Below are 20,385 nucleotides of genomic sequence, written 5' to 3' on the forward strand. Positions count from 1 at the left end.
GCCACGGGGCGCCGCGCCGCCGTGCGTCAGGCGGTGGCGCGGACGGCGACGATGCCGTTGAAGACGCCCACGTACGCGGTGCCGTCGGGGCCGATGGTGATCGGCGCCCAGTTGTTGTCGTAGGACAGGCCGGTGCCGGTGAACCGCGAGAAGGCGCGCTGTCCGGTGCGGAAGTCGACGGCCGTGAGGTACCAGGCGTCGATGCCCAGGAAGTGGGGGCGCTTCTCGTAGAAGTAGAGCAGTCCGTTGGCGGTGGAGAGCTTCGGGACCGTGGAGGGCGAGCGGACGTCGCTCTCCCAGACGGTGTCGCAGCCGCTGCCGTCGGCGCGGACGTCGATCCGGGTCGCGCCGCCGACGACGCTGCGGCCGAGGAGGAGCGTCGTCGGGTTCTCGTAGCCGTAGTTGTTCTCGACGACGAGGCTGTTGCCCCAGCTGATCAGGGAGTTGTCGGTGGTGGAGGCGCCGGAGCCGAAGACCGGCACCTTGCAGACGAGCCGCTCGGCGGCGGGCACGCCCTCGCCCCTGCGGTAGACCAGGACGTTCATGCGGTCGTCGGCGTTGTCGGTGATGGCGACGTACTGGTCCTCGGTGCCGAAGAGGTCGGGCGTGGTGCCCGAACCCTGGTTGACCGAGCCGGGCTTGGTGCCGGTCCCCCGGTCGTACGTCTCGCGCCACCGGATCCGCGGGACGCCGTCGGCGTCGGCGCGGAAGCTGTAGAGGGCGTGGTCGGTGACGATGGAGACGCCGTCCTCGGCGACGGAGAAGGAGTTCTGGATCTCCTCGCCGTCGAGCCGGATCACGCGCAGGGCGCCCGTCGCGGGGTCGACGGTGCCGACGCGGCCGAGGCGGGTCACCCACCAGATGCGGCCGTCCCAGTCGGGCATGACGGAGGTGACGGGGTCGCAGACGCCGCTGGGGAAGAGGTTGGTCCAGCTGACGCAGTCGTGCGGGACGAGCGGGGTGAGGTCCCAGTCGTTCTCGACGGTGAACTCCCAGGAACCGTCGGCCTTCTGACGGTGGGCCAGGCGAAGGACGTGCTGGCGGGAGTCGGCGAGCACGACCCGGTCCCGGTCGTCCAGGTAGAAGTAGGCGCCGCCGGAGGTGTCCTTGAAGATCTTCTCGAAGTCGAGGCGGGTGATCGCCTCGACGGTCGAGGAGCGCTGCGGCAGCTGGTACTCGGCGAGGGTGTCCAGGGTGCGCGGGTCGAGCAGCTTCAGGAGGAAGCCGCTGAAGGTGCCGCAGACGGTGACGAGGCGGCCGGCGGCGTCGAAGGTGACGGTGGCGCACTCGCCCCCGAGGGCGGCGATCTTCTCGCTGTCGACCTCGGGGTCGCGGCCGAGCGGCCCCGCGTAGGGGTGGGTGCCGCTGCCGGCGCCGTCGGCGTGCATGCCGCTGCGGCCGTTGGGGGCGAGGTACGGGTGCTGAGCAGGGCCTTTGCCGGGCACGGGCCGGGCGGTGGCGGGGGCGCCCTCGTAGTGGTCGACGAGTCGGTGGCCCGGCGCGAGGGGGATCTCCTCGGCCTGGGCGACGGGTGCGGATCCCGCCAGGACGGTCGCCGCGAGGGCGGCGATCAGCGCGAGCGCGCGTCCTCGTCTGCGGGGCGGTGGGGTGGTCACTGCGACTCCTCGGATTCCTGACATGTTCGCGCCGGTTACCGACGGTAGGTCGGTGCACCCGAGAAGTACATGGAGCCGCCCCCGCTTTCATACGCCGTTCACGAGCGGCCCGGAGGACGCCCCTGACCGGGGCCGACAAGGGTGGGGTGAACGAAATAATGGCGGGGTGAACGAACGATCTCTGCGCGTGGTGCTGGCCGAGGACTCCGTCGTCCTCCGGGACGGGATGGTCGAACTGCTCGGCGCCCGCGGATGCGAGGTGGTGGCCACCGCGGGGACGGCCGACGAGCTGCTCGCCGCGGTGGCCCTGCACCGGCCCGACGTCGCCGTGGTCGACATCCGGATGCCGCCCACCCACACCGACGAGGGCATCCGGGCTGCCGTGGAGATCCGGGCGACCGCGCCCGAGGTGGGCGTCCTCGTCTTCTCCCAGCACATCGAGACCGCCTGGGCCTCCCGGCTCCTCGCCGGCGGGGCGACGGGCGTCGGCTACCTCCTGAAGGAACGCGTCGCCCGTACCTCCGAGTTCGTCGACGCGCTGCGCCGGGTGGCGGACGGCGGCACGGCGCTCGACCCGGAGGTGGTCGACCGGCTGGTGCACGGCGAGCGCGGAGGCCGGGTGAACACCCTGACGCCACGCGAGCGGGAGGTCCTGGAGCTGATGGCCCAGGGGCACTCCAACCGCTCCGTCGCCGAGCGGCTCGTGGTCTCGGAGCGGGCGGTGGAGAAGCATGTCGCTGCCGTCTTCGCCAAGTTCGGCCTGCCGGCCACGGAGGCGGACAACCGACGGGTGAAGGCGGTCCTCGCCTATCTGTCCGAGACGTCCGGGACCGGCGGCTGACCGGCGGCTGACCGGCCGTCACAGCCTCGCGGGCAGCTCGGCGGTGATCTCCGTCGGCCCGCCCGGCGGGCTGTCCACCCGTAGCGTGCCGTCCACCGCCGCGAGCCGCTCCGCCAGACCGGCGAGACCGGTGCCGCCGCCAGGGGCCGCGCCGCCGCGCCCGTCGTCACGGACCGTCAGCCGCACCCGGCCACCGCGCACGCTGGCCGCGAGCCCTGCCGTCCGGGCCCCGCTGTGCCGGGCGATGTTGGTGAGCAGCTCGGCGGCACAGAAGTAGACGGCCCGCTCGATCGCCTCCTGCGGGCGTTCGGCGAGGTCCAGCCGGAGGGCGACGGGGACGGGCGAGGTGGCGGCGAGTCCCGGCAGGGCCTCGCCGAGACCGCCGTCCAGGGCGACCGGGTGGATGCCCCGGGTGAGCAGCCGCAGCTCGGCGACGGTCTCCTCGGTCTGGCCACGGGCACGGTCGAGCAGGGTCCGCAGCCGGGCGACGTCCGGGCCGGACTCCGGATCGAGCGCGTCCTCGGTGAGCGAGAGGGTGATGGCCAGGGCCACGAGCCGGGCCTGGGTGCCGTCGTGCAGGTCCCGTTCCAGACGGCGGAGCCGGTCGCCGTTGTCGGCGAGCAGCGCGGCACGGGCCGCCTCCAGCTCGCGGACCCGCCGCTGGGCACGGGCGGGCCCGAGGAGCCATCCGGCGAGCCGCCGGTTCGCCCCGGCCACGGCCCGCAGCGCGCCGGGCACACCCGCGAGCACGGCGAGACCCAGCAGGACGGACGTGACGTTCAGCCAGGCGGCAGGCGGGGAATCGGGCTCCATCAGGCGCCCCCAGAGCGGAAAGCCGATCAGCCATCCGCACCCGAGGGGCAGCCCCACCGCGACGAGGAAGCCGAGCACGCCGAGCGGCAGCCGCAGGACCAGGTACAGCAGCGTCCGCCAGGCGACCGGATCGGCGAGGACGACCCGGCCACGGGCGACGAGCCCGTCGGGACGGGTCAGCCCTGCCGGAGCCTCGACGGACGCACCGAGCAGCGCACCGACGAGCCGACGATGCGGCCCGCCGAGACCCCGCGCGCCGAGAAGCGCGACGACCACGAACGGCAGCCCGAGCAGGGTGAGCGAGAGCAGGGTCCCGGCGTACAGAACGGCGAGTGCGTAGACGCCACAGACCACGGCGAGCGGCGTCCCCACGACCGCGAACACCCATTCCCCGGCACGGACGGTGAAGTACCGACGCCGGGCGGACACGGCGCGGGGCCGGCCACCGGGCCCGGGCTCGGGCGCGGCCCGGGCGGCGCCGTCGCGGCCCGACGGTCCGACGCCGGGACCAGGGGCACCACCCGGCGCGGGCGCGCCGTCCGACGGACGGTTCCCGGGCGTCTGCCCTGCGCCCGGGTCAGTCACGGCCGCCGCCCGCCGGTTCGGCCGCCGGGCCACGGATCGCGCGCAGGCCCGCGCCCAGGGTGGACGGGAACGTCAGCGCCGCCGCGCCCATGACGATCCAGGCGCAGGAAGCGGCCGGGACGGACGGCAGCGGGGAGCCGGTCGCCGCCGTGCTGAAGGCGGACGCGGCGAGGGCGGCGACCGCGGAGCCGAGGAGGACGCCGACCGCGGTGGTCAGCGCGGCCTCGGCCGTGAGCATGCGCATCAGTTGGCGCCTGGTCGCCCCGACGAGCCGCAGCAGGGCGAACTCGCCGCGCCGCTCCCCCGTGACCGCGATGAGCGTGTTGATCGTGGAGACGGCGGCGAAGGAGGTGAGCAGGGCCAGTTCGGCCTGGCGGAGCCAGACGTCGGTGGCGGAGGTGGCACTGGTCGTGCCGGCCGCGTGCTCTGCGGTACGTGTCATGATCATCATGGTCGCCGACAGACCCACGAGCAGCGCGACCGGCACCACGGCGGACGTCAGCCGCCGGGCGTACCCCCGCAGATTGGCCTCCGCGAGCCAGCCCGTGCCGGGCATCAGCGCCCGCGCGGGCGCGCCGAGGAGGGTCACGAGGGCGCGCGCCGCGACCGGCCCCGTCAGGCCGACCGCGACGAGCAGCACCAGCGAGCCGAACAGCGCCGCCTGCCCCGCCTTGTCCAGCTCCTCCGCGGGCCTGGTCGCGGCGAGCCTCAGCAGCAGGCCGCCGCCCACCGCGGCGCAGACGCCCGCGAGCAGGCGCGGCACGCCGGTCCGTCCCTGCTCGGTGGCGGTCGCGGTGAGCGCGGCCGCGGGCGCGATCCGGGAGATCCGCCGGACGGCGACGGCCGAGGCGGCGAGCCCGACGGCGAGCGTGATCGTCACGGCGACGAGGGCGGGCAGGGGTGTCACCGGCACCCGCAGGTCCGGCGCCGCCATCCCCCGTCGTTGCAGGGCGAGGAGGAAGTGGTGGGCGGCGTACACCCCGGCGAGCGCGCCGGGCGCGGCCACGGCGAGCGCGGTGGCGGCGATCTGGACGCGGACGAGGCGCCGTACCTGACGGGGCGTGGCCGCGATGGTCCGCAGGAGCGCCAGCTCGCGGTGCTGTCGGCGCAGCGCGAAGCCGATCGCGTTGACGACGACGAAGAAGGCGACCAGGACGGCGATCTCGCCGAAGGCACCCGCGATCACCATCAGGCCGGGCCCCGCCACCGCCGTCCGGCGGACGGCCTCGGGGGCGGTGGCCCCGGTGGCGAACAGGGAGCCGAAGAGCGTCGTCGTGGCGACGAGGAGGAAGAGCGCGACCGCGAGTCCGGCGAAGGCGGCCGGACGTCGGCGCAGCTGTGCGAGGGCGAGGAGGGTCACGGCGCTCACCCGCCGAGCCGGCCGAGGCGGGCCGCGACCTCGGCGGGGGTGGGCCGGTCGAGTTCGTCCACGACGAGGCCGTCGGCCAGGAGCAGGACGCGGTCGGCGTATCCGGCGGCGACGGGGTCGTGGGTGACCATCGCGCAGGTCTGGCCGTCCCGGTCGACGCCGGCGCGCAGCAGGGCGAGGATCTCGTGGCCGGTGGCCCGGTCGAGCGCGCCGGTCGGTTCGTCGGCGAAGAGGACGCGCGGCCGGGAGACGAGCGCGCGGGCGATGGCGACGCGTTGCTGCTGGCCTCCGGAGAGCTGTCCGGGGCGGTGCCGTTCGCGCCCGGCCAGACCGACTCGGGCGAGCGCGTCGAGGACGCGCCCGCGGTCCGGCCGGGTGCCCGCGAGACGGCCGGGCAGTTCGACGTTCTGGGCGACGGTCATGGCGGGCATCAGGTTGAACGCCTGGAAGACGAAGCCGATCCGGGTCCGCCGCAGTTCCGACAGTTTCCGTTCCGGCAGCCGGGTCACCTCGGTGTCGCCCCACCACACGGTGCCGCGGGTGGGCCGGTCCATTCCGGCGAGGCAGTGCAGCAGGGTGGTCTTCCCGGATCCGGACGGCCCCATCACCGCAGTGAAGGTGCCGGGCGCGAGGGCCACCGACACCCCGCGCAGCGCGTGCACGGTGGCGGCGCCGCGCCCGTAGGCGCGGTGCAGGTCCTCGGTGCGGGCGGCGGTCGCCGCCCTCGTGTCCGTCGTCGTCTCAGCCATGCCCTCATCCTCGGCGGGCGGGGCTGGGCGGGTCGATCGTGCTCGCCCCCGAACCGGGGGTTCGGATATCCGAACCCCCGGCGCGGCGGGTCACGGCCTGAGGCTGGAGACCACGTTGGCGGTGGCCGCGACGCCGTTGTGGATGGTGGGCGCCATGCTGGTGCCGGCGAGGAAGAAGCCGAGCAGGGCGCACACGAGGGCGTGGGTGACCTTCAGGCCGCCGTTCCGCAGGAAGATCACGGCCAGCACCAGCAGCAGCACCACGACAGAAATGGAAACGGCCATCGCTCTCACGTCCCTCCGTCGCCGCACCGGAATTGCGGCGTTCGGCGGACAGTGTGACGGAATGCGCGGTCCGTCCGGGCGTATGGCAGGGCGGCCATTCGGGTGAGATCCCGTCAGGGCGAGGTGGCCAGGCAGTCCTTCCATTCGACCGTACGGTCGCACCAGCGGTTCAGCAGGACGCGGTCGTGGCCGACGGCGAGGAGGCCGGCGCCGGTCTCGGCGCGGTAGGTCTCGACGGCGGCGACGAGGGCCGCGGTGGTGGAGGCGTCGAGCATGGCGGTCATCTCGTCGCAGATCAGCCAGCGGGGGCGGAGGGTCAGGGCGCGGGCCAGGCAGGCGCGCTGCAGCTGGCCGTCGCTGACCTCGTGGGGGCGGCGGCCCAGGAGGTCGGGGGTGAGGCCGACGGCGGGGGCGAGCGCGGCGACCCGTGCGGCGGCCTCGGCGCGGCGGCCGGTGGCACGCAGGGGTTCGGCGATCAGTTCGGTCAGGGTGAGCCGGGGGTCGGCGGCGGTGCGGGGCTGCTGGAAGACGACGCCGACGGCGGTGCGCTGCTCGCGCGGGGCGCGGTGCCGCCAGGCCCGTACCTCGGTGCCGTCGAGGACGAGCCGGCCCGCGTCGGGGCGGTGGAGGAGGGCGGCGACCCGGGCGAGGGTGGATTTGCCGCAGCCGCTGGGGCCGAGCAGTCCGACGGACTCGCCGGGGGCGAGGGCGAGGGAGGCGCCCCGGAAGACGGGGGTGCGGGGCTCGTATCCGGCGGTGAGGGAGTCGAGTTCAAGCACGGGGCTGCTCCGGGTGGTGGCAGGCCACGCCGGCCGTGAGGTCGGGGCGGGTGGCGCAGCGGTCGGTGGCGCGGGGGCAGCGCGGGGCGAAGGCGCAGCCGGCGGGCAGGTCGGAGAGTTCGGGCGGCAGGCCGGGGATCGGGGTGAACGCCCGGTCGGGCAGGGCGTCGAGGAGACCGTGGGCGTAGGGGTGCCGGGGTCCGGTGGGGCCGAAGAACCGGTGGGCGGGGGCCGTTTCGACGATCCGGCCCGCGTACATGACGGCGACGCGGTCGGCGATGCGTGCGGCGGCGGCCAGGTCGTGGGTGATGAGGAGCAGGGCGCGGCCCTCGTCGGCGTGGCGGCGCAGTTCGTCGACGGTGCGGTCGACGAGGTCGCGGTCGAGGCCGGTGGTGGGTTCGTCGGCGAGCAGCAGGCGGGCGTCGCCGATGAGGGCGAGGGCGGTGGCGGCGCGCTGGGCGAGGCCGCCGGAGAGTTCGTGCGGGTACCGGTCGAGGTGTCCGGCGGGGAAGGCGGCCCGGTCGGCGGCGTCCTCGGCGGCCTTGCGGCGCCCCCGGCGCCCGGTGGGGGTGAGGGCGCGGACGGTCTCCTCCAGGTGGGACCGCACGGTGCGGACGGGTGTGAGGTGGGCGGCGGGGCTCTGGGGTACGAGGCCGACGCGCCTGCCTCGTACGGTGCGGGCGAGGGTCTTCTCGTCGGCGGCGAGCAGATCCGTACCGTCGAGGAGCGCCGTACCGGAGGTCTCGGCGTTCCCCGGGAGCAGGCCGAGGAGGGCGGAGGCGAGGACGGACTTGCCGCAGCCGCTCTCGCCGACGAGGGCGAGGCACTCCCCCGCCGCGAGGTCGAAGTCGGCGTCGCTGACGGCGTCGACGGTCCGGCCGCCGCGCAGCCGGAAGCGGACGGTGAGCCCGCGGACGCTGAGGACGGCGTCCCCGGCCCGCTCGGCGGAGACGGCCTCCAGGGCGCGGAGCACGTGGTCGGCGGTCACAGCATGAGCTCCGATCGGCGGCGCGGGTTGAGATGGTCGCGCCAGGCGCCCGCGAGTCCGGCGATGGCGAGGGTCGGCAGGATGAGCAGGAGGCCGGGGAAGAGGGTGGGCCACCAGGCGCCGGCGAGGAGGGAGGAGCGGGCGTTCTGCACGAGGTTGCCGAGGCTGGCCTGGTGGCTGGGGAGGCCGAGGCCGAGGAAGGAGAGCGCGGACTCGTGCCACATGGCGTGCGGGACCATGAGGACGGCGGCGAGTCCGGCCTGCGGCAGGACGGCGGGCAGCAGGTGCCGGACGGCGATCCGGGCGCGCGAGGCCCCGCCGGAGATCGCCGCGTCCACGAAGGGCCGGGTGCGCAGGGAGAGGACCTCGGAGCGGACGATCCGGGCGGTGGAGAGCCAGTGGGTGACGGCGACGGAGGCGATGACGGGCCAGACGCCGGGCCGGAAGAGGGCCACCACGAAGATGCCGAGCAGCAGGTGCGGCACGGAGGAGAAGGCGTCGACGAGCCGCATCAGCCAGCGGTCGGGCCGGCCGCCGAGGGCCCCGGCCGCGGCGCCGACGGCGGTGCCGGCGACGGTGGCCACGAGGGCGGCGACGAGGCCGACGAGGAGCGAGATCCGCAGGCCGTAGACGCAGCGCAGGAGGAGGTCGCGGCCGAGGTCGTCGGTGCCGAAGGGGTGGTCCCAGGACGGCGGGAGGAGCTTGCGGGAGAGGTCGACGGCCTGTTCGTCGAGCTGCACGAGCGGGGGGACGAGGAGGATCGCGCCGACGGTGACGGCCGAGGTCCACAGGCGCAGGCGGTGGGTGCGCGGGTCAGCCATCGAAGCCCACCCTGGGGTCGGCGAGCCCGTACAGCAGGTCGGAGAGGAGGTTCCCGAGCAGGACGGCGGCGGTGGCGAGGACCGTGAGCGCGGCGAGCAGCGGGAAGTCGACGGAGGTGGCGGCCGTGACGGTGGCGGCGGCGATGCCGGGCCAGCTGAAGACGGTCTCCACGAGGAGGGCGCCGGTGATGAGTTCGGGGACGCGGGAGCCGACGAGGGTGAGCATGGGGAGCATTCCGGAGCGGAGGGCGTGGCCGGTGAGGACGGTGCGTTCGCGCAGGCCGCGGGCGCGGGCGCCGCGCACGGGGTCCTCGTCGAGGGCGTCGCCGACGCCCTGGCGGACGTACAGGAAGAACCAGGGCAGCTGGGAGAGGCCGAGGACGAGCGCGGGCAGCACGAGGTGGCGGGCGACCTGGCCGGCGGTGACGGTGTCGCTGGCGGTGTCGGTGAGTCCGCCGGCGGGCAGCGCGCCGAGCTTCAGGGCGAAGAACCAGATGGCGAGGAGGCCGAGCCAGAAGGCGGGGGCGGCTTCCAGGGTGTACGCGGCGGAGCTGACGGCCCGGTCGAGGAGGCCGCCGCGGCGGCGTCCGGCGAGGACGCCGAGGAGGGTGCCGAGGACGAGGGCGACGACGAACGCGGTGACGGCGAGGAGGACGGACCAGCCGAGGCGTTCGCCGATGACCTCGGCGACGGGGCGGCGCATGACGGCGGAGTCGCCGAGGTCGCCGGTGAGGGCCGAGGTGAGCCACTCCCACCAGCGGGTGAGGAGGGGCAGGTCGGCGCCGAGGTTGACGCGGAGCTGGTCGAGGTTCTCCTGCGAGGCGGTGAGTCCGGCGGTGCCGGCGTAGGCCTTGACGGGGTCGAAGGGGGAGGCCGCGGCGACGGCGAACACCGCGAGGGTGACGCCGAGGAGGACGGGGACGGCGGCGAGGGCCCGCCGTCCCGTCATCCGGGCCATGGCCCCCCAGGGGAGGCGGCGGCTCACTTCTTCGGCTCTCCCGAGGCCTTCGGCTTCCAGGTCTCGACGTTCCACCAGGGGCCGGAGGCGAGGCCGTGGTCGTGGGGTTCGGTCTGGGTGCTCAAGCCGTCCCAGGCGTCGTTCACGACGTAGAGGTGGTCGATGTGGGTGAGGAAGGTGTACCCGGGGTTCTTCGCCAGTTCGCGCTGGACGGTGTCGTACGCGGCGCGGCGCTTCGTGGGGTCGTCGGTCCTGCGGCCGTCCTCCAGGGCGCGGTCGACGGTCTTGTTGTCGTACCAGGCCATGTTGTTGAAGCCGTCGCCGCCGAGGGTGGACTTCAGGAGGAGGTACTGGTCGAAGTCGGGGTCGCCGGGCGAGCCGCCGCCCGCGAGGACGGCGTCCGTCTTCATACGGGGCTCGATGACCTCCCAGGTGCCGGCCTGGGTGGTGATGTCGATGCCGGCCTTCTTGGCGTCGGAGGCGTAGGCGAGGGCGTGGTCCTGGCGGAGCTTGTCGCCGGAGAGGTACCAGAGGGGGAAGGCGGCGCGGAGGCCGTTCCTGACGCGGATGCCGTCGGGGCCGGGCTTCCAGCCGGCCTCGTCGAGGATCTTCCCGGCGCCGGCGAGGTCGTGGCGACGCTCGGTGCCCTTGGCGAACCAGGGGCTGTCGGTGGGGACGGGCCCGTAGGCGGGCTTTCCGGCGCCTTCGAGGATCTGGTCGACCATGGCCTGCCGGTCGACGGCGAGGTCGAGGGCGCGGCGGACGGCGGTGTCGCCCGCGACCGGGTGGTGGGTGGGGAGGGTGACGGTGCGGTGGTCGAAGGTCTTCGCCGTCCAGGTCTTCTTCGCCTTGTCGCCCTTGAATCCGGCGGCGAGGTTGGGCGGGAGGATCGCGCCGTCGAGGTCGCCGGCGCGCAGGCGGGTGGCGCGGACGTCGTCGTCCTTGATGACCGCCATGGTGAACTTCTTCACCCGCGGCGCGCCGCCCCAGTAGGCGGGGTTGGCCGTGAAGGTGAGCTTCTCGCCCCTGGACCAGCCGGTGAGGACGTACGGTCCGGTGCCGATCGGCTTGGTCGTGAAGGCGCCGGTGTTGACGTCCTGCCGCCCGGCGACGTGTTCGGGGGCGATGGCGTGGACGGTCCGCTCGGCGAAGGGGGCGTAGGGGTACGTGAGCCGGAAGACGACGGTGTCGTCGCCGACCGCCTCGACGCTCTTGAGGGCGTCGAGTTCGGTGCGGGAGGGGTTGTTCGTCTTCGGGTCGAGGATCGTCCGGTAGGTGTACACGACGTCCTTCGCGGTGAAGGGCACGCCGTCGCTGAAGGTGACGCCCCGGCGGAGGCTGTACGTGTAGGTGAGGCCGTCGGCGCTGACGCGGGGCAGCCGCACGGCGAGGGCCGGCTTCAGTTTCATGTCGGCGTCGAAGGCGAGGAGCCCGTCGAAGATCTTCGCGTTGCCGTCCTTGCCGTAGCCGAGCAGGGGACTGAGGGTCTCGGGCTCGTAGGCGATGCCGACGACCGCGGAATCCTTGGGTCCGCCGGAGCCGCCGGCGGTGGATCCGGGGTTCGTGCAGGCCGCGGTGGCGAGGGCGAGCGCCCCCGTGAGCATCGCGGCGGTCGCGCGGCGGACGGATCGGGCGGCCAAGGTGTCCACACCCCTCTTGAAGATCAACTGTTATTGCGAACAGCTCGCAATTAAACAGTATGTAAAGGGGTGCGGACACGGCGGCCCCTTACTCGGAGGCCGAGGCTCCGCTACGCGGGTGCCGGGAGGTCCACCAGCGCGGCGATCGCGTCCTGGTGCCGGCCCGCCGAACCGAGCGCGATCTGGTCCGACTTGGCCCGCTTCAGGGCCAGGTGCGCCGGGTGCTCCCAGGTCATGCCGATCCCGCCGTGCAGCTGGACGCACTCCTCGGCGGCGCGGACCGCGACCTTGGAGCAGTAGGCCTGGGCGACCGCCACGGTGAGCGGCGCGTCCGGGCTGCCGGTGGCGAGGGCGTCGGCGGCGGCGCGGGCCGCCGCCCTGGCCCCGACGACGTCCAGCCAGAGCTGGGCCATGCGGTGCTTCAGGGCCTGGAAGGAGCCGACGGGCCGGTTGAACTGGTGGCGTTCGCGGGTGTGGCGGACCGTCTCCTCCAAACACCACTCGGCGAGACCGAGCTGCTCGGAGGCGAGCAGTCCGGCCCCCGCGAGGAGCCCGCGCCGGACGGCCGCGCGGGCCGCGTCCCCCTCGGCGAGCCGGGTCCCGCTGCCGTGCGGCGTACTGACGCGGGCGAGGGGGCGGGTGAGGTCGAGCGGGGTCTGCGGCTCGACGGTCGCCTCTCCGGCCGGCACGGCGTACAGGCCGTCGGCGCGCGGGACGAGGAGGACGTCGGCCGCGCGGGCGTCGGCGACCGAAGAGACCGAGGGGGCGGACGGCGGCTCCTGGTCCGGTGCGGTCGACAGGGGCACGGCGAGCACGGCGACCGTCCGGCCGCTCGCGAGCTCCGCGAGGAGCTCGGCGGCGGCGCCGCCCTCCCCCGCCAGAGCCAGCAGGGTCTCCGTGGCCACCACCGCGCTCGTGAGGTACGGCAGCGGGGTCACCGCGCGGCCCAGCTCCTCCAGGACCACGGCCGCCTCGCGGTGGCTCGCGCCCAGGCCGCCGAGCTTCTCGGGGACGAGGAGGCCCGCCGCGCCGATGTCGCCCGCGAGGGACGTCCAGAGGCCGGGGACGTACGGATCGTCCGTCTCGATCCGGTCGAGCAGCACCTGCTGCCCGGCCCGGTCGGCGAGCAGGGCGCGGACCGTCGCCCGCAGGTCGTCCTCGGTCTCGGAGTACAGCAGATCGCTCTGCTCTGTCATCGGGTCAGGTCCTTCCATGCGACGTCCTTGTCGTTGCGGGGCTCCGGCGGCAGGCCGAGGACCCGCTCGGCGACGATGTTGAGGAGCACCTCGCTGGTGCCGCCCTCGATCGAGTTGCCCTTGGAGCGCAGATAGCGGTAGCCGGCGTCGCGGCCGGTGAAGTCGACCAGTTCGGGGCGGCGCATCTCCCATTCCCCGTACAACAGGCCCTCGTCTCCCAGGAGTTCGACCTCCAGGCCGCTGATGGCCTGGTTCAGCCGGGCGAAGCCGAGCTTCATGGCGCTGCCCTCGGGGCCGGGCTGTCCGGCGACGAGCTGCTGGCGGAGGCGCTCGCCGGTGAGCCTGGCCACCTCGGCGTCGACCCAGAGGTCGAGGAGGCGCCGGTGCAGCTCGTGGGTGCGCAGCTCGGGGCGCTCGCGCCAGGTCGTGGCCGCCTTCCCGATCATGCCGCCCTCGCGGGGGATGCGGGCGCCGCCGATGGAGACCCGCTCGTTCATGAGGGTGGTCTGGGCGACCCGCCAGCCGTCGCCGACCTCGCCGAGGCGGTGGGCGTCGGGGATGCGGACGCCGGTGAGGAAGACCTCGTTGAACTCGGCCTCGCCGGTGATCTGGCGCAGCGGCCGGACCTCCACGCCGGGATCGGTCATGTCGCAGACGAAGTAGGTGATGCCCCGGTGCTTCGGCGCGTCCGGGTCGGTGCGGGCGATGAGGATGGCCCAGCGGGCGATGTGGGCGCTGGAGGTCCACACCTTCTGCCCGTCGATCACCCAGTCCTCGCCGTCCCGTACGGCACGGGTGCCGAGCGCGGCGAGGTCGGAGCCGGCGCCGGGCTCGCTGAAGAGCTGGCACCAGACCTCCTCGCCGACCCAGAGGGGCCGCAGGAAGCGGGACTTGACCTCGTCGGAGCCGTACGCGAGGAGGGTGGGGGCGGCCATGCCGAGGCCGATGCCGATCCGGCGCGGGTCGTTGTCGGGGGCGCCCGCGGCGGCGAGTTCGGCGTCGACGACGGCCTGGAGGGAGCGGGGCGCGTCGAGGCCGCCGAGACCCACGGGGTAGTGCACCCAGGCGAGGCCGGCGTCGAAGCGGGCCTTCAGGAAGTCGGTGCGGTCGGTCGTGGCGGGCGGGTGCTCGGCGAGCAGCCGCCGCACGAGGGCCCGGAGTTCCTCGGCGTCGGTCATGCGTGGGCTCCTTCCGGGAGGACGACCAGGCGGCCGGTGGTGGTGCCGTCGGCGACGCGCTGGACGGCGTCCGCCGCGCGGGCGAAGGGGATACGCTCGCCGATGAGGGGCTTGATCAGGCCCTTGGCCGCGTAGGCGGTCAGGGTCTCGTGACAGCGGCCGATCGAGGCCGGGTCCTTCGCCGCGTACAGGCCCCAGTGGAGGCCGAGGACCGAGTAGTTCTTCACCAGGGCGTGGTTGAGGGCGGGGGCCGGGACGGTGCCGCTCGCGAAGCCGACGATCACGATCCGGCCCTCGAAGGCGACGCACTTGGCGGACTGCTGGTAGGCCTCGCCGCCGACGGGGTCGTAGATCACGTCGGCGCCCCGGCCGCCGGTGGCGGCCTTGACGGCGGCGACGACGTCCTCGGAGCGGCGGTCGATCACCAGGTCGCAGCCGAGGGCGCGGGCGACGGCGGCCTTCTCGGGGCCGCCGGCGACGCCGATGACGGTGGCGCCGGCCGCCTTGCCGAGCTGGACGGCGGCGCTGCCGACGCCGCCGGCCGCCGCGTGGACGAGGAGGGTCTCGCCCTCCTTCAGGGCGGCGCGGCGGTGCAGGCCGAACCAGCCGGTCTGGTAGCCGATGTGCAGCGCGGCGGCCTCGGCGTCGTCGAGCGCCTCGGGGGCGGGCAGGAGCCCGGCGGCGTCGGCGAGGGTGTACTCGGCGAAGCCGCCGTGCGGGAGGGCCGCGGTGGTGATGACCCGGCGCCCGTCCTCGGTCTCGGCGCAGACCTCGACGCCGGGGGTGAAGGGCAGCGGGGGCCGCACCTGGTAGTGGCCGCGGCAGAGCAGCGCGTCGGGGAAGTTGACGTTCGCGGCGCGGACCCGCAGGAGGACCTGGCCTTCGCCGGGCGTGGGCGGTTCCACCTCCTCGCGGCGCATCACCGCGCCCGGTTCGCCGTTCTCGTACACACGCCATGCCTGCATCCGGAATGCCTCCTCCGTACCGAGCGGTCGGTGGCATACTAAGCGGTCGCTTGCCCGGGACGGAACCGCTCAGCCGGACTTCTTGGGACGCGCCCGCACATGCATCCGCTCCCCCTGCGGCCCGAACAGGCTCAGGAACTCCACCGGCCCGTCCTCGGCCGGCCCGAACCAGTGCGGGACGCGCGTGTCGAACTCGGCCGCCTCGCCGGCCGTGAGCACGACATCGTGCTCGCCCAGCACCAGCCGGAGCTTCCCGGAGAGCACGTACAGCCACTCGTACCCCTCGTGCACCCGGGGCTCGGGGGTCTCGCGCGCCTTCTCCTGGATCACCTTGTACGCCTGGAGCCCGCCGGGCTGCCGGGTCAGCGGGTACATCGTCCGGCCGTTGCGCACGATGGGCTTCGCCTTGACCCGGGGGTCGCCCACCGGCGGGGCGCCGACCAGCTCGTCGAGGGGCACCTGGTGGGCGCGGGCGAGCGGCAGGAGCAGTTCGAGGCTGGGTCTGCGCTGCCCGGACTCCAGCCGGGAGAGGGTGCTCACGGAGATGCCAGTGGCGGCGGAGAGCTCGGCGAGGGTCACCCCGCGGTCGCGGCGGACGCGGCGGAGCCGGGGGCCGACCTCGGTCAGGACGGCGTCGATGCGGTCGTCTTCGGTCATGCCGCCAGTCTTGCAGGAACGGCAAGTTTTCTTGCCCGACGGCCAGAAGCGGAACGACTCTCTCCCCATGAACACGCACACGCAGGACACTCCCGGGCGGTACGACGCGGTGGTGATCGGCGGCGGCGCCGCCGGGCTCAGCGCGGCGCTGATCATGGGTCGCTCGCGGCTGAGCACCCTGGTCGTCGACGCGGGCGAGCCCCGCAACGCCCCCGCCGCCCATATGCACGGGGTCCTCTCCCGGGACGGGACGAGCCCCGCCGACTACCTCGCGACCGGCCGGCGCGAGCTCGCCGCGTACGGCGTGGACGTACGGAGGGGGCGGGTGGCCGGCGCGGCACCCGACGGCGGCGACGGCTTCCTCGTGTCCCTGGCGGACGGCACGCGCGTGCGTGCGCGACGGCTCGTCGTGGCGACCGGACTCGTCGACGAGCTGCCGGAGATCGACGGGGTGGCCGAGCGCTGGGGCCGGGACGTGATCCACTGCCCGTACTGCCACGGCTGGGAGGTCCGCGACCTGCCGTTCGGAGTGATCGCCCACCCGACGATGCCCGCGCACCAGGCGCTGATGGTCTCGCGCTGGTCGAAGGACGTGACGCTCTTCCTGCACACCGCGGGCGCCCTCTCCGCCCATGACGCGGCGCTGCTCGACGCGGCCGGGGTCCGGGTCGTGACCGGCGAGGTCGCCGGGCTCGCCGTCGAGGACGACCGGCTGACCGGTGTCCGGCTCGCCGACGGGCGGATCGTGCCGCGGTCGGTGGTCTTCGTCGGGGCGCGGCGGCTCGCGGCGCGGGACGACGTGCTGCGGGAACTGGGCGCGGAGCTGCGCGAGACCCCGCTCGGGGAGTTCGTGGCGGTGGACGAGACGGGCCGGACGAGCGTTCCCGGCGTCTGGGCCGCCGGGAACGTGACGGGCCCGCAGGAGCAGGTCGTCAACGCGGTGAGCCGCGGCTACCGGGCGGGCGTGGCGATCAGCAACGAGCTCCTGTTCGCCGATCTGGAGGCGGTGGTGGCCCGTCGGCCGGCCGGATGAAACGCGGCGCCTCGGGCTGCGCCGCGGGGACCCTCGGGCGAGGATCGGCCATGGTGACCACATTCGGCCACGGACGACGCAAGGACGGGACACCACCCATGCTCGGTACGCAGTTCACCAAGGGCTCCCCCAACTGGATCGACCTCGGCAGCCCCGACACCGAAGCCGCCGCCGCGTTCTACGGAGCCGTCTTCGGCTGGGACTTCCGCTCGGCGGGCCCGGAGGCCGGGGGCTACGGCTTCTTCCAGCAGGACGGCGACACGGTCGGCGCCCTGGGACCGCTCGACGAGGGCGCGAAGAGCGCCTGGACGGTGTACTTCCAGACCCCGGACGCGGACGCGACCCAGGAGGCCGCCCAGGAGGCGGGCGGCACCGTGCGCGTCGAGGCCTTCGACGTCATGGACGCGGGCCGCATGGCCTGCCTCACGGACCCGGCCGGCGCCGAGTTCGCCGTCTGGCAGCCGGGGACGGTGAAGGGCCTGGACCGGACCTCCGCCACCAACACCCTCCTCTGGGCCGAACTGCACGTCCCCGACCCCGAGTCCGCCCTCGGCTTCTACCGGACCCTCTTCGGCTGGCGCTGGTCCCGGATGGACGCGCCCGGCATGACCTACCGGGTGATCTCCACCGCGGAGGGCGACCAGGAGGACACCTCCTTCGGCGGCGCGGCCGAGCTCCAGGAAGGGACGGAGCCGGCCTGGATCCCGTACTTCACGGTGGAGGACCCCGACGCGGTCTCCCGCACCGCCCAGGGCGGCGGCGGCTCGGTCGTGATGCCCGCCGCCGACGTCCCCGACGTGGGCCGCATCGCCTGGCTCGCCGACCCCTTCGGCGCGGTGTTCGCGGTGATGAAGCCCAACCCGAGGGCGTAGGCCGGGCGCCACGGCCCCCGGCGGGAATCGTCGGACAGGTCCTAGCGGCCGAAGAGTTCGAACGTCACCGCCGGGCGGTCGCCGAAGCGGCCCGAGGCGCGGCCCGTCGCCATGGTCAGGAAGTCGCGGACGTACTTCTCCGGGTCCTCGTCCGTCAGGGCCTCGATGTAGGCGCGGTGGCAGAGCAGGGAGCGGATCGCGCGGTCCAGGCCCGGGGTGGCGTCGATCGCGTGGGTCGGGGTGCTGGAGGCGGCGACGGCGACCCAGCGGACGCCGTTCCAGGGCTCAAGGCCCTGCTCGGTCAGCTCGGGGAAGATCCAGCGGTTCCCCGCGTCGGCGGCCGCGTCGAGCGTGGCGCGGCCGACGGCCAGGTGGTCCGGGGTGTTCCAGGGGGCGCCGGGGCCGCCGCCCCAGGTGTCGCGGTGGTTGAGGGTGATCACGAGTTCCGGCCGGTGGCGGCGGATCGCGGCCGCGATGTCGCGGCGCAGGCCGAGCCCGTACTCGATCACTCCGTCGCGGTGGTCGAGGAACTCGACGGTGTCGACGCCGACGACGGCGGCGCTGTCCCGCTGCTCCCGCTCGCGCACCGGGCCGCAGACCTCGGGGGCGAGGGTGTCGATGCCGGCCTCGCCGCGGGTCGCGAGGACGTACGTGACCTCCTTCCCCGCGTCCGTCCAGGCGGCGACGGCCGCCGCGCAGCCGTACTCGAGGTCGTCGGGGTGGGCGACGACGGCGAGCGCGCGCGTCCAGTCGCCGGGCATCTCCAGGAGGTCCTGGGCATCCGTCTCGATCATGAGCGCAGGATACGGGTCGCCTCCGACACCGTCGGGCGGAACGCTCCGGCGAGGATGACCGAGCGTGAGATGTGGCGCGGGCGGTCGGGGTTGAGGCCGCGCCGGTCCGCGAGGGCGACCGCGAGCCGCTGGACGCGGACGAGCGCCGCGACCGGGTCGATCGCGTCGGCGGCGAACAGGGCGCCCGTGGACTCCACTTCGTCCCGCAGCCCCGAGGGAGCCGGGCCGAGGCAGCAGACCAGGCTGTCCCGGTCGCTGATGCTGATCGGGCCGTGCCGGTACTCCATCGCCGCGTACGACTCCGTCCAGGCGCGTGCCACTTCGCGCAGCTTGAGCGCCGCCTCGTCGGCGAGGCCGACGGTCCAGCCGGTGCCGAGGAAGGTGAACTGGCCGCGCCGCTCCCAGGCGGCGGGCAGCCGCTCGTACAGGACGAGTTCGGCGTCGGCGACGGCGGGCCCGAGGTCCACTCCCAGTCCGGCGCGCAGGAGTTGCAGGGCGGTGGTGGCGAACCTGGTCTGGACGACGGAGCGTTCGTCGGCGAAGCCGAGGTCGACGATCCGGTCCGCGAGGCGTCCGGCGGGGCTGTCGGGGACCCCGGTGACGACGAGCGTCGGGACGCGTCCTGCGGCGTGGGCGAGCAGGTCCACGACCTCCGTGGTGGTGCCGGAGCGGGTGAGGGCGACGATCCGGTCGTAGCCGCGGCCGAGCGGGGTCGTGTCGGAGGCGGGGAACGCGTCGGTCTCGCCCGCGCCGAGGGACTCCCGCAGGGCCGCGTAGGCGCGGGCCATGAAGTACGAGGTGCCGCAGCCGACGACCGCGACGCGCTCGCCGCGGGCCGGCAGCAGGCCGGAGTCGCGGTCGGCGATCTCGGCGGCCCGGCGCCAGCAGTCGGGCTGGCCGGCGATCTCCGCGCTGACGTGGGTGCTCATGGTCCGGGTCCTCTCCTCACAGGGTCCCTCACGGGCCCTCACGGGTCCGGACCGAGTTGTATCCGTGCGTGACCGGAGCACACCATGAGCAATCCGAACTCACCGCTTGGACTTTTGTGGATCCCCCTCCGCCCGCCCGCCGCAGGAGGCACGGACCACCAGACGCGGTCTCAGCTGCACCTGGTGCAGCGGGGCCGCCTCGCCCTCGGCGAGCCGCCGGAGCAGGATCTGCGCGGCGAGCCTGCCCAGCTGGTACTTGGGGGGCGACACGGCCGTCAGCGGGGTCTCCGCGACATCGGCGAACTCGTTGTCGTAGCCGATCAGGGCGAGGTCCTCGGGCACCCGCAGTCCGGCGCGGCGGGCCGCCCCGAGCATCAGCGCGGCCTCCCGGTCGCCGAAGCAGAGCGCGGCCGTGACGCCCGAGGCGCGCAGCGAGGCGAGCGCCCGGTCGGCGCGGTCAGGGTCCCAGCGGTCCCGCACGTCCCGCTCGTGCGGCGGGGCGGCGGGCAGCCCGAGGTCGGCGAGGGCGCGGGCGAAGCCGGACTCGATGGGCGCGGTGGTCGGCGCGTCGGTGCGGGCGACGAGCCCGAGCCGCTCGTGGCCGAGGGCGCGCAGATGGCGGACGGCGTCGTAGGCGCCGCCCTCGTGGTCGGTGCAGACGTGCTCGGTGGGGTCGCCGGGGCCGTGGGCGGCGAGCCGGCGTTCGACGAGGACGGCGGGGACGGGCAGGGCGAGGAGCTCCTCGGCGCGCCGTCCCGGGTCGGTCGCGGTGTGCAGGCTGGGGACGAGGAGGAGGCCGTGGACCCCGGCGGAGAGGAGCCGTTCGACGGCGGCGTCCTCCTCGGCGGGGTCGTACTGCGAGCAGGCGAGGACGAGCCGGGCGCCGGCCGACGCGAGTTCCCGCTCGATGCCCTGGAGGACGCGCGGGTAGTAGTAGGTGGTGTCGGGGACGAGGACGCCGACGATCCGCCGGTCGGCCCGGTCGCGCTCGGGGCGGTGGGCGGAGAAGGTGCCCGCGCCCTGGCGTCGTTCGACGAGGCCGAGGCCGACGAGGTCCTCGTAGGCGCGCCGGACGGTCGTGACGGACAGGCCCGTCTCGGTGGCGAGGGCCCGCTCGGTGGGGAGTTTGCTGCCCGGGGGCCAGGTGCCGTCGAGGATGCCGCGCCGCAGCTCGGCCATGAGGGCCCGGAACTTCAGCTCCCGGCCGGACGCCGGTGTCTCGCGTGCCGCCATCCGGGCCCCCTCGTACGGGCCGGGGCCAGCGGGCCCCGGTGTCCTTGCTCAGCGATTGCGCGCCGCATCCTATGGCCCGTGCCG

General features: G+C 74.6%; 20 protein-coding genes. 3 read left to right on the forward strand and 17 right to left on the reverse strand.

The annotated features are described in order from the left end of the window. Window positions 1-26: 26 nt before the first annotated feature. Window positions 27-1,616 (reverse strand): hypothetical protein, encoded by a 1,590-nt coding sequence (locus tag ACWGN5_RS32770; protein ID WP_453522040.1) that lies wholly within the window; start codon window positions 1,614-1,616, stop codon window positions 27-29. Window positions 1,617-1,782: 166 nt separating this feature from the next. Between ACWGN5_RS32770 and ACWGN5_RS32775 the strand changes: the two genes are divergently transcribed. Beyond that, a complete protein-coding gene (locus ACWGN5_RS32775; RefSeq protein WP_453522041.1) occupies window positions 1,783-2,457 on the forward strand; it encodes a response regulator in 675 nt (224 codons plus the stop codon). 18 nt (window positions 2,458-2,475) lie between these two features. Here ACWGN5_RS32775 and ACWGN5_RS32780 read toward each other — a convergent pair whose 3' ends face one another. The 13 genes from ACWGN5_RS32780 to ACWGN5_RS32840 all read right to left on the reverse strand — a co-directional run bounded on the left by ACWGN5_RS32780 (window position 2,476) and on the right by ACWGN5_RS32840 (window position 15,440). Next, window positions 2,476-3,699: a sensor domain-containing protein gene (locus ACWGN5_RS32780; RefSeq protein ID WP_453522043.1), complete on the reverse strand. Its 1,224-nt coding sequence runs from the start codon at window positions 3,697-3,699 to the stop codon at window positions 2,476-2,478. Window positions 3,700-3,847: 148 nt separating this feature from the next. Beyond that, window positions 3,848-5,215, reverse strand: a complete 1,368-nt coding sequence (locus tag ACWGN5_RS32785) for an FtsX-like permease family protein (protein WP_453522088.1) — start codon at window positions 5,213-5,215, stop codon at window positions 3,848-3,850. Between the two features lie 5 nt (window positions 5,216-5,220). Beyond that, window positions 5,221-5,973: an ABC transporter ATP-binding protein gene (locus tag ACWGN5_RS32790; RefSeq protein ID WP_453522045.1), complete on the reverse strand. Its 753-nt coding sequence runs from the start codon at window positions 5,971-5,973 to the stop codon at window positions 5,221-5,223. A 90-nt stretch (window positions 5,974-6,063) separates the two neighbouring features. Beyond that, a complete protein-coding gene (locus ACWGN5_RS32795) occupies window positions 6,064-6,258 on the reverse strand; it encodes a hypothetical protein (protein WP_030690730.1) in 195 nt (64 codons plus the stop codon). A 113-nt stretch (window positions 6,259-6,371) separates the two neighbouring features. After that, window positions 6,372-7,037: an ABC transporter ATP-binding protein gene (locus ACWGN5_RS32800; RefSeq protein ID WP_453522047.1), complete on the reverse strand. Its 666-nt coding sequence runs from the start codon at window positions 7,035-7,037 to the stop codon at window positions 6,372-6,374. Continuing rightward, window positions 7,030-8,025 carry an ABC transporter ATP-binding protein gene (locus tag ACWGN5_RS32805; RefSeq protein WP_453522049.1) on the reverse strand — a complete coding sequence of 332 codons (996 nt, stop codon included), beginning with the start codon at window positions 8,023-8,025 and terminating at the stop codon, window positions 7,030-7,032. Before ACWGN5_RS32805 ends, ACWGN5_RS32800 begins: the two co-directional genes overlap by 8 nt. Then, window positions 8,022-8,846 (reverse strand): ABC transporter permease, encoded by an 825-nt coding sequence (locus ACWGN5_RS32810; RefSeq protein WP_453522051.1) that lies wholly within the window; start codon window positions 8,844-8,846, stop codon window positions 8,022-8,024. The genes ACWGN5_RS32805 and ACWGN5_RS32810 overlap by 4 nt, the downstream gene beginning before the upstream one ends. Beyond that, the gene (locus tag ACWGN5_RS32815) at window positions 8,839-9,831 is read right to left on the reverse strand and encodes an ABC transporter permease (RefSeq protein WP_453522052.1); all 993 of its coding nucleotides are present in this window, start codon (window positions 9,829-9,831) and stop codon (window positions 8,839-8,841) included. Before ACWGN5_RS32815 ends, ACWGN5_RS32810 begins: the two co-directional genes overlap by 8 nt. After that, window positions 9,828-11,444, reverse strand: a complete 1,617-nt coding sequence (locus ACWGN5_RS32820) for an ABC transporter substrate-binding protein (RefSeq protein WP_453522054.1) — start codon at window positions 11,442-11,444, stop codon at window positions 9,828-9,830. The genes ACWGN5_RS32815 and ACWGN5_RS32820 overlap by 4 nt, the downstream gene beginning before the upstream one ends. A gap of 110 nt (window positions 11,445-11,554) precedes the next feature. Then, complete coding sequence (locus tag ACWGN5_RS32825) at window positions 11,555-12,640, reverse strand: acyl-CoA dehydrogenase family protein (RefSeq protein WP_453522056.1); 1,086 nt, start codon at window positions 12,638-12,640, stop codon at window positions 11,555-11,557. Beyond that, window positions 12,637-13,818 (reverse strand): acyl-CoA dehydrogenase family protein, encoded by a 1,182-nt coding sequence (locus ACWGN5_RS32830; RefSeq protein ID WP_453522058.1) that lies wholly within the window; start codon window positions 13,816-13,818, stop codon window positions 12,637-12,639. Before ACWGN5_RS32830 ends, ACWGN5_RS32825 begins: the two co-directional genes overlap by 4 nt. Continuing rightward, window positions 13,815-14,783: an NADPH:quinone oxidoreductase family protein gene (locus ACWGN5_RS32835; RefSeq protein WP_453522060.1), complete on the reverse strand. Its 969-nt coding sequence runs from the start codon at window positions 14,781-14,783 to the stop codon at window positions 13,815-13,817. Before ACWGN5_RS32835 ends, ACWGN5_RS32830 begins: the two co-directional genes overlap by 4 nt. Before the next feature lie 69 nt (window positions 14,784-14,852). Beyond that, a complete protein-coding gene (locus ACWGN5_RS32840) occupies window positions 14,853-15,440 on the reverse strand; it encodes a helix-turn-helix domain-containing protein (RefSeq protein ID WP_453522062.1) in 588 nt (195 codons plus the stop codon). A gap of 67 nt (window positions 15,441-15,507) precedes the next feature. Here ACWGN5_RS32840 and ACWGN5_RS32845 point away from each other — a divergent pair, with 67 nt between their 5' ends. Next, window positions 15,508-16,473, forward strand: coding sequence for an NAD(P)/FAD-dependent oxidoreductase (locus ACWGN5_RS32845; protein ID WP_453522064.1), 966 nt, complete (start codon window positions 15,508-15,510; stop codon window positions 16,471-16,473). Window positions 16,474-16,571: 98 nt separating this feature from the next. Further along, on the forward strand, window positions 16,572-17,345 hold the full coding sequence (locus ACWGN5_RS32850; RefSeq protein ID WP_453522089.1) for a VOC family protein: 774 nt from the start codon (window positions 16,572-16,574) through the stop codon (window positions 17,343-17,345). Window positions 17,346-17,386: 41 nt separating this feature from the next. Here the strand turns inward: ACWGN5_RS32850 and ACWGN5_RS32855 are convergent, their stop codons facing one another. The 3 genes from ACWGN5_RS32855 to ACWGN5_RS32865 all read right to left on the reverse strand — a co-directional run bounded on the left by ACWGN5_RS32855 (window position 17,387) and on the right by ACWGN5_RS32865 (window position 20,301). Then, the gene (locus ACWGN5_RS32855; protein ID WP_453522066.1) at window positions 17,387-18,139 is read right to left on the reverse strand and encodes a PIG-L deacetylase family protein; all 753 of its coding nucleotides are present in this window, start codon (window positions 18,137-18,139) and stop codon (window positions 17,387-17,389) included. After that, on the reverse strand, window positions 18,136-19,068 hold the full coding sequence (locus ACWGN5_RS32860; protein WP_453522067.1) for an SIS domain-containing protein: 933 nt from the start codon (window positions 19,066-19,068) through the stop codon (window positions 18,136-18,138). Before ACWGN5_RS32860 ends, ACWGN5_RS32855 begins: the two co-directional genes overlap by 4 nt. Before the next feature lie 99 nt (window positions 19,069-19,167). Continuing rightward, a complete protein-coding gene (locus ACWGN5_RS32865) occupies window positions 19,168-20,301 on the reverse strand; it encodes a GntR family transcriptional regulator (protein WP_453522068.1) in 1,134 nt (377 codons plus the stop codon). Window positions 20,302-20,385 lie beyond the last annotated feature (84 nt).

It is taken from the genome of Streptomyces sp. NPDC055815 (genome assembly GCF_053616475.1).

Bases quoted from the DNA above. Each gene is read 5' to 3' on its own strand.
- ACWGN5_RS32790 (WP_453522045.1), bottom strand. From the start codon at position 5,973: ATGGCTGAGACGACGACGGACACGAGGGCGGCGACCGCCGCCCGCACC.
- ACWGN5_RS32795 (WP_030690730.1), bottom strand. From the start codon at position 6,258: ATGGCCGTTTCCATTTCTGTCGTGGTGCTGCTGCTGGTGCTGGCCGTG.
- ACWGN5_RS32810 (WP_453522051.1), bottom strand. From the start codon at position 8,846: ATGGCTGACCCGCGCACCCACCGCCTGCGCCTGTGGACCTCGGCCGTC.
- ACWGN5_RS32825 (WP_453522056.1), bottom strand. From the start codon at position 12,640: ATGACAGAGCAGAGCGATCTGCTGTACTCCGAGACCGAGGACGACCTG.
- ACWGN5_RS32830 (WP_453522058.1), bottom strand. From the start codon at position 13,818: ATGACCGACGCCGAGGAACTCCGGGCCCTCGTGCGGCGGCTGCTCGCC.
- ACWGN5_RS32835 (WP_453522060.1), bottom strand. From the start codon at position 14,783: ATGCAGGCATGGCGTGTGTACGAGAACGGCGAACCGGGCGCGGTGATG.
- ACWGN5_RS32840 (WP_453522062.1), bottom strand. From the start codon at position 15,440: ATGACCGAAGACGACCGCATCGACGCCGTCCTGACCGAGGTCGGCCCC.
- ACWGN5_RS32845 (WP_453522064.1), top strand. From the start codon at position 15,508: ATGAACACGCACACGCAGGACACTCCCGGGCGGTACGACGCGGTGGTG.
- ACWGN5_RS32850 (WP_453522089.1), top strand. From the start codon at position 16,572: ATGCTCGGTACGCAGTTCACCAAGGGCTCCCCCAACTGGATCGACCTC.
- ACWGN5_RS32855 (WP_453522066.1), bottom strand. From the start codon at position 18,139: ATGATCGAGACGGATGCCCAGGACCTCCTGGAGATGCCCGGCGACTGG.
- ACWGN5_RS32860 (WP_453522067.1), bottom strand. From the start codon at position 19,068: ATGAGCACCCACGTCAGCGCGGAGATCGCCGGCCAGCCCGACTGCTGG.
- ACWGN5_RS32865 (WP_453522068.1), bottom strand. From the start codon at position 20,301: ATGGCGGCACGCGAGACACCGGCGTCCGGCCGGGAGCTGAAGTTCCGG.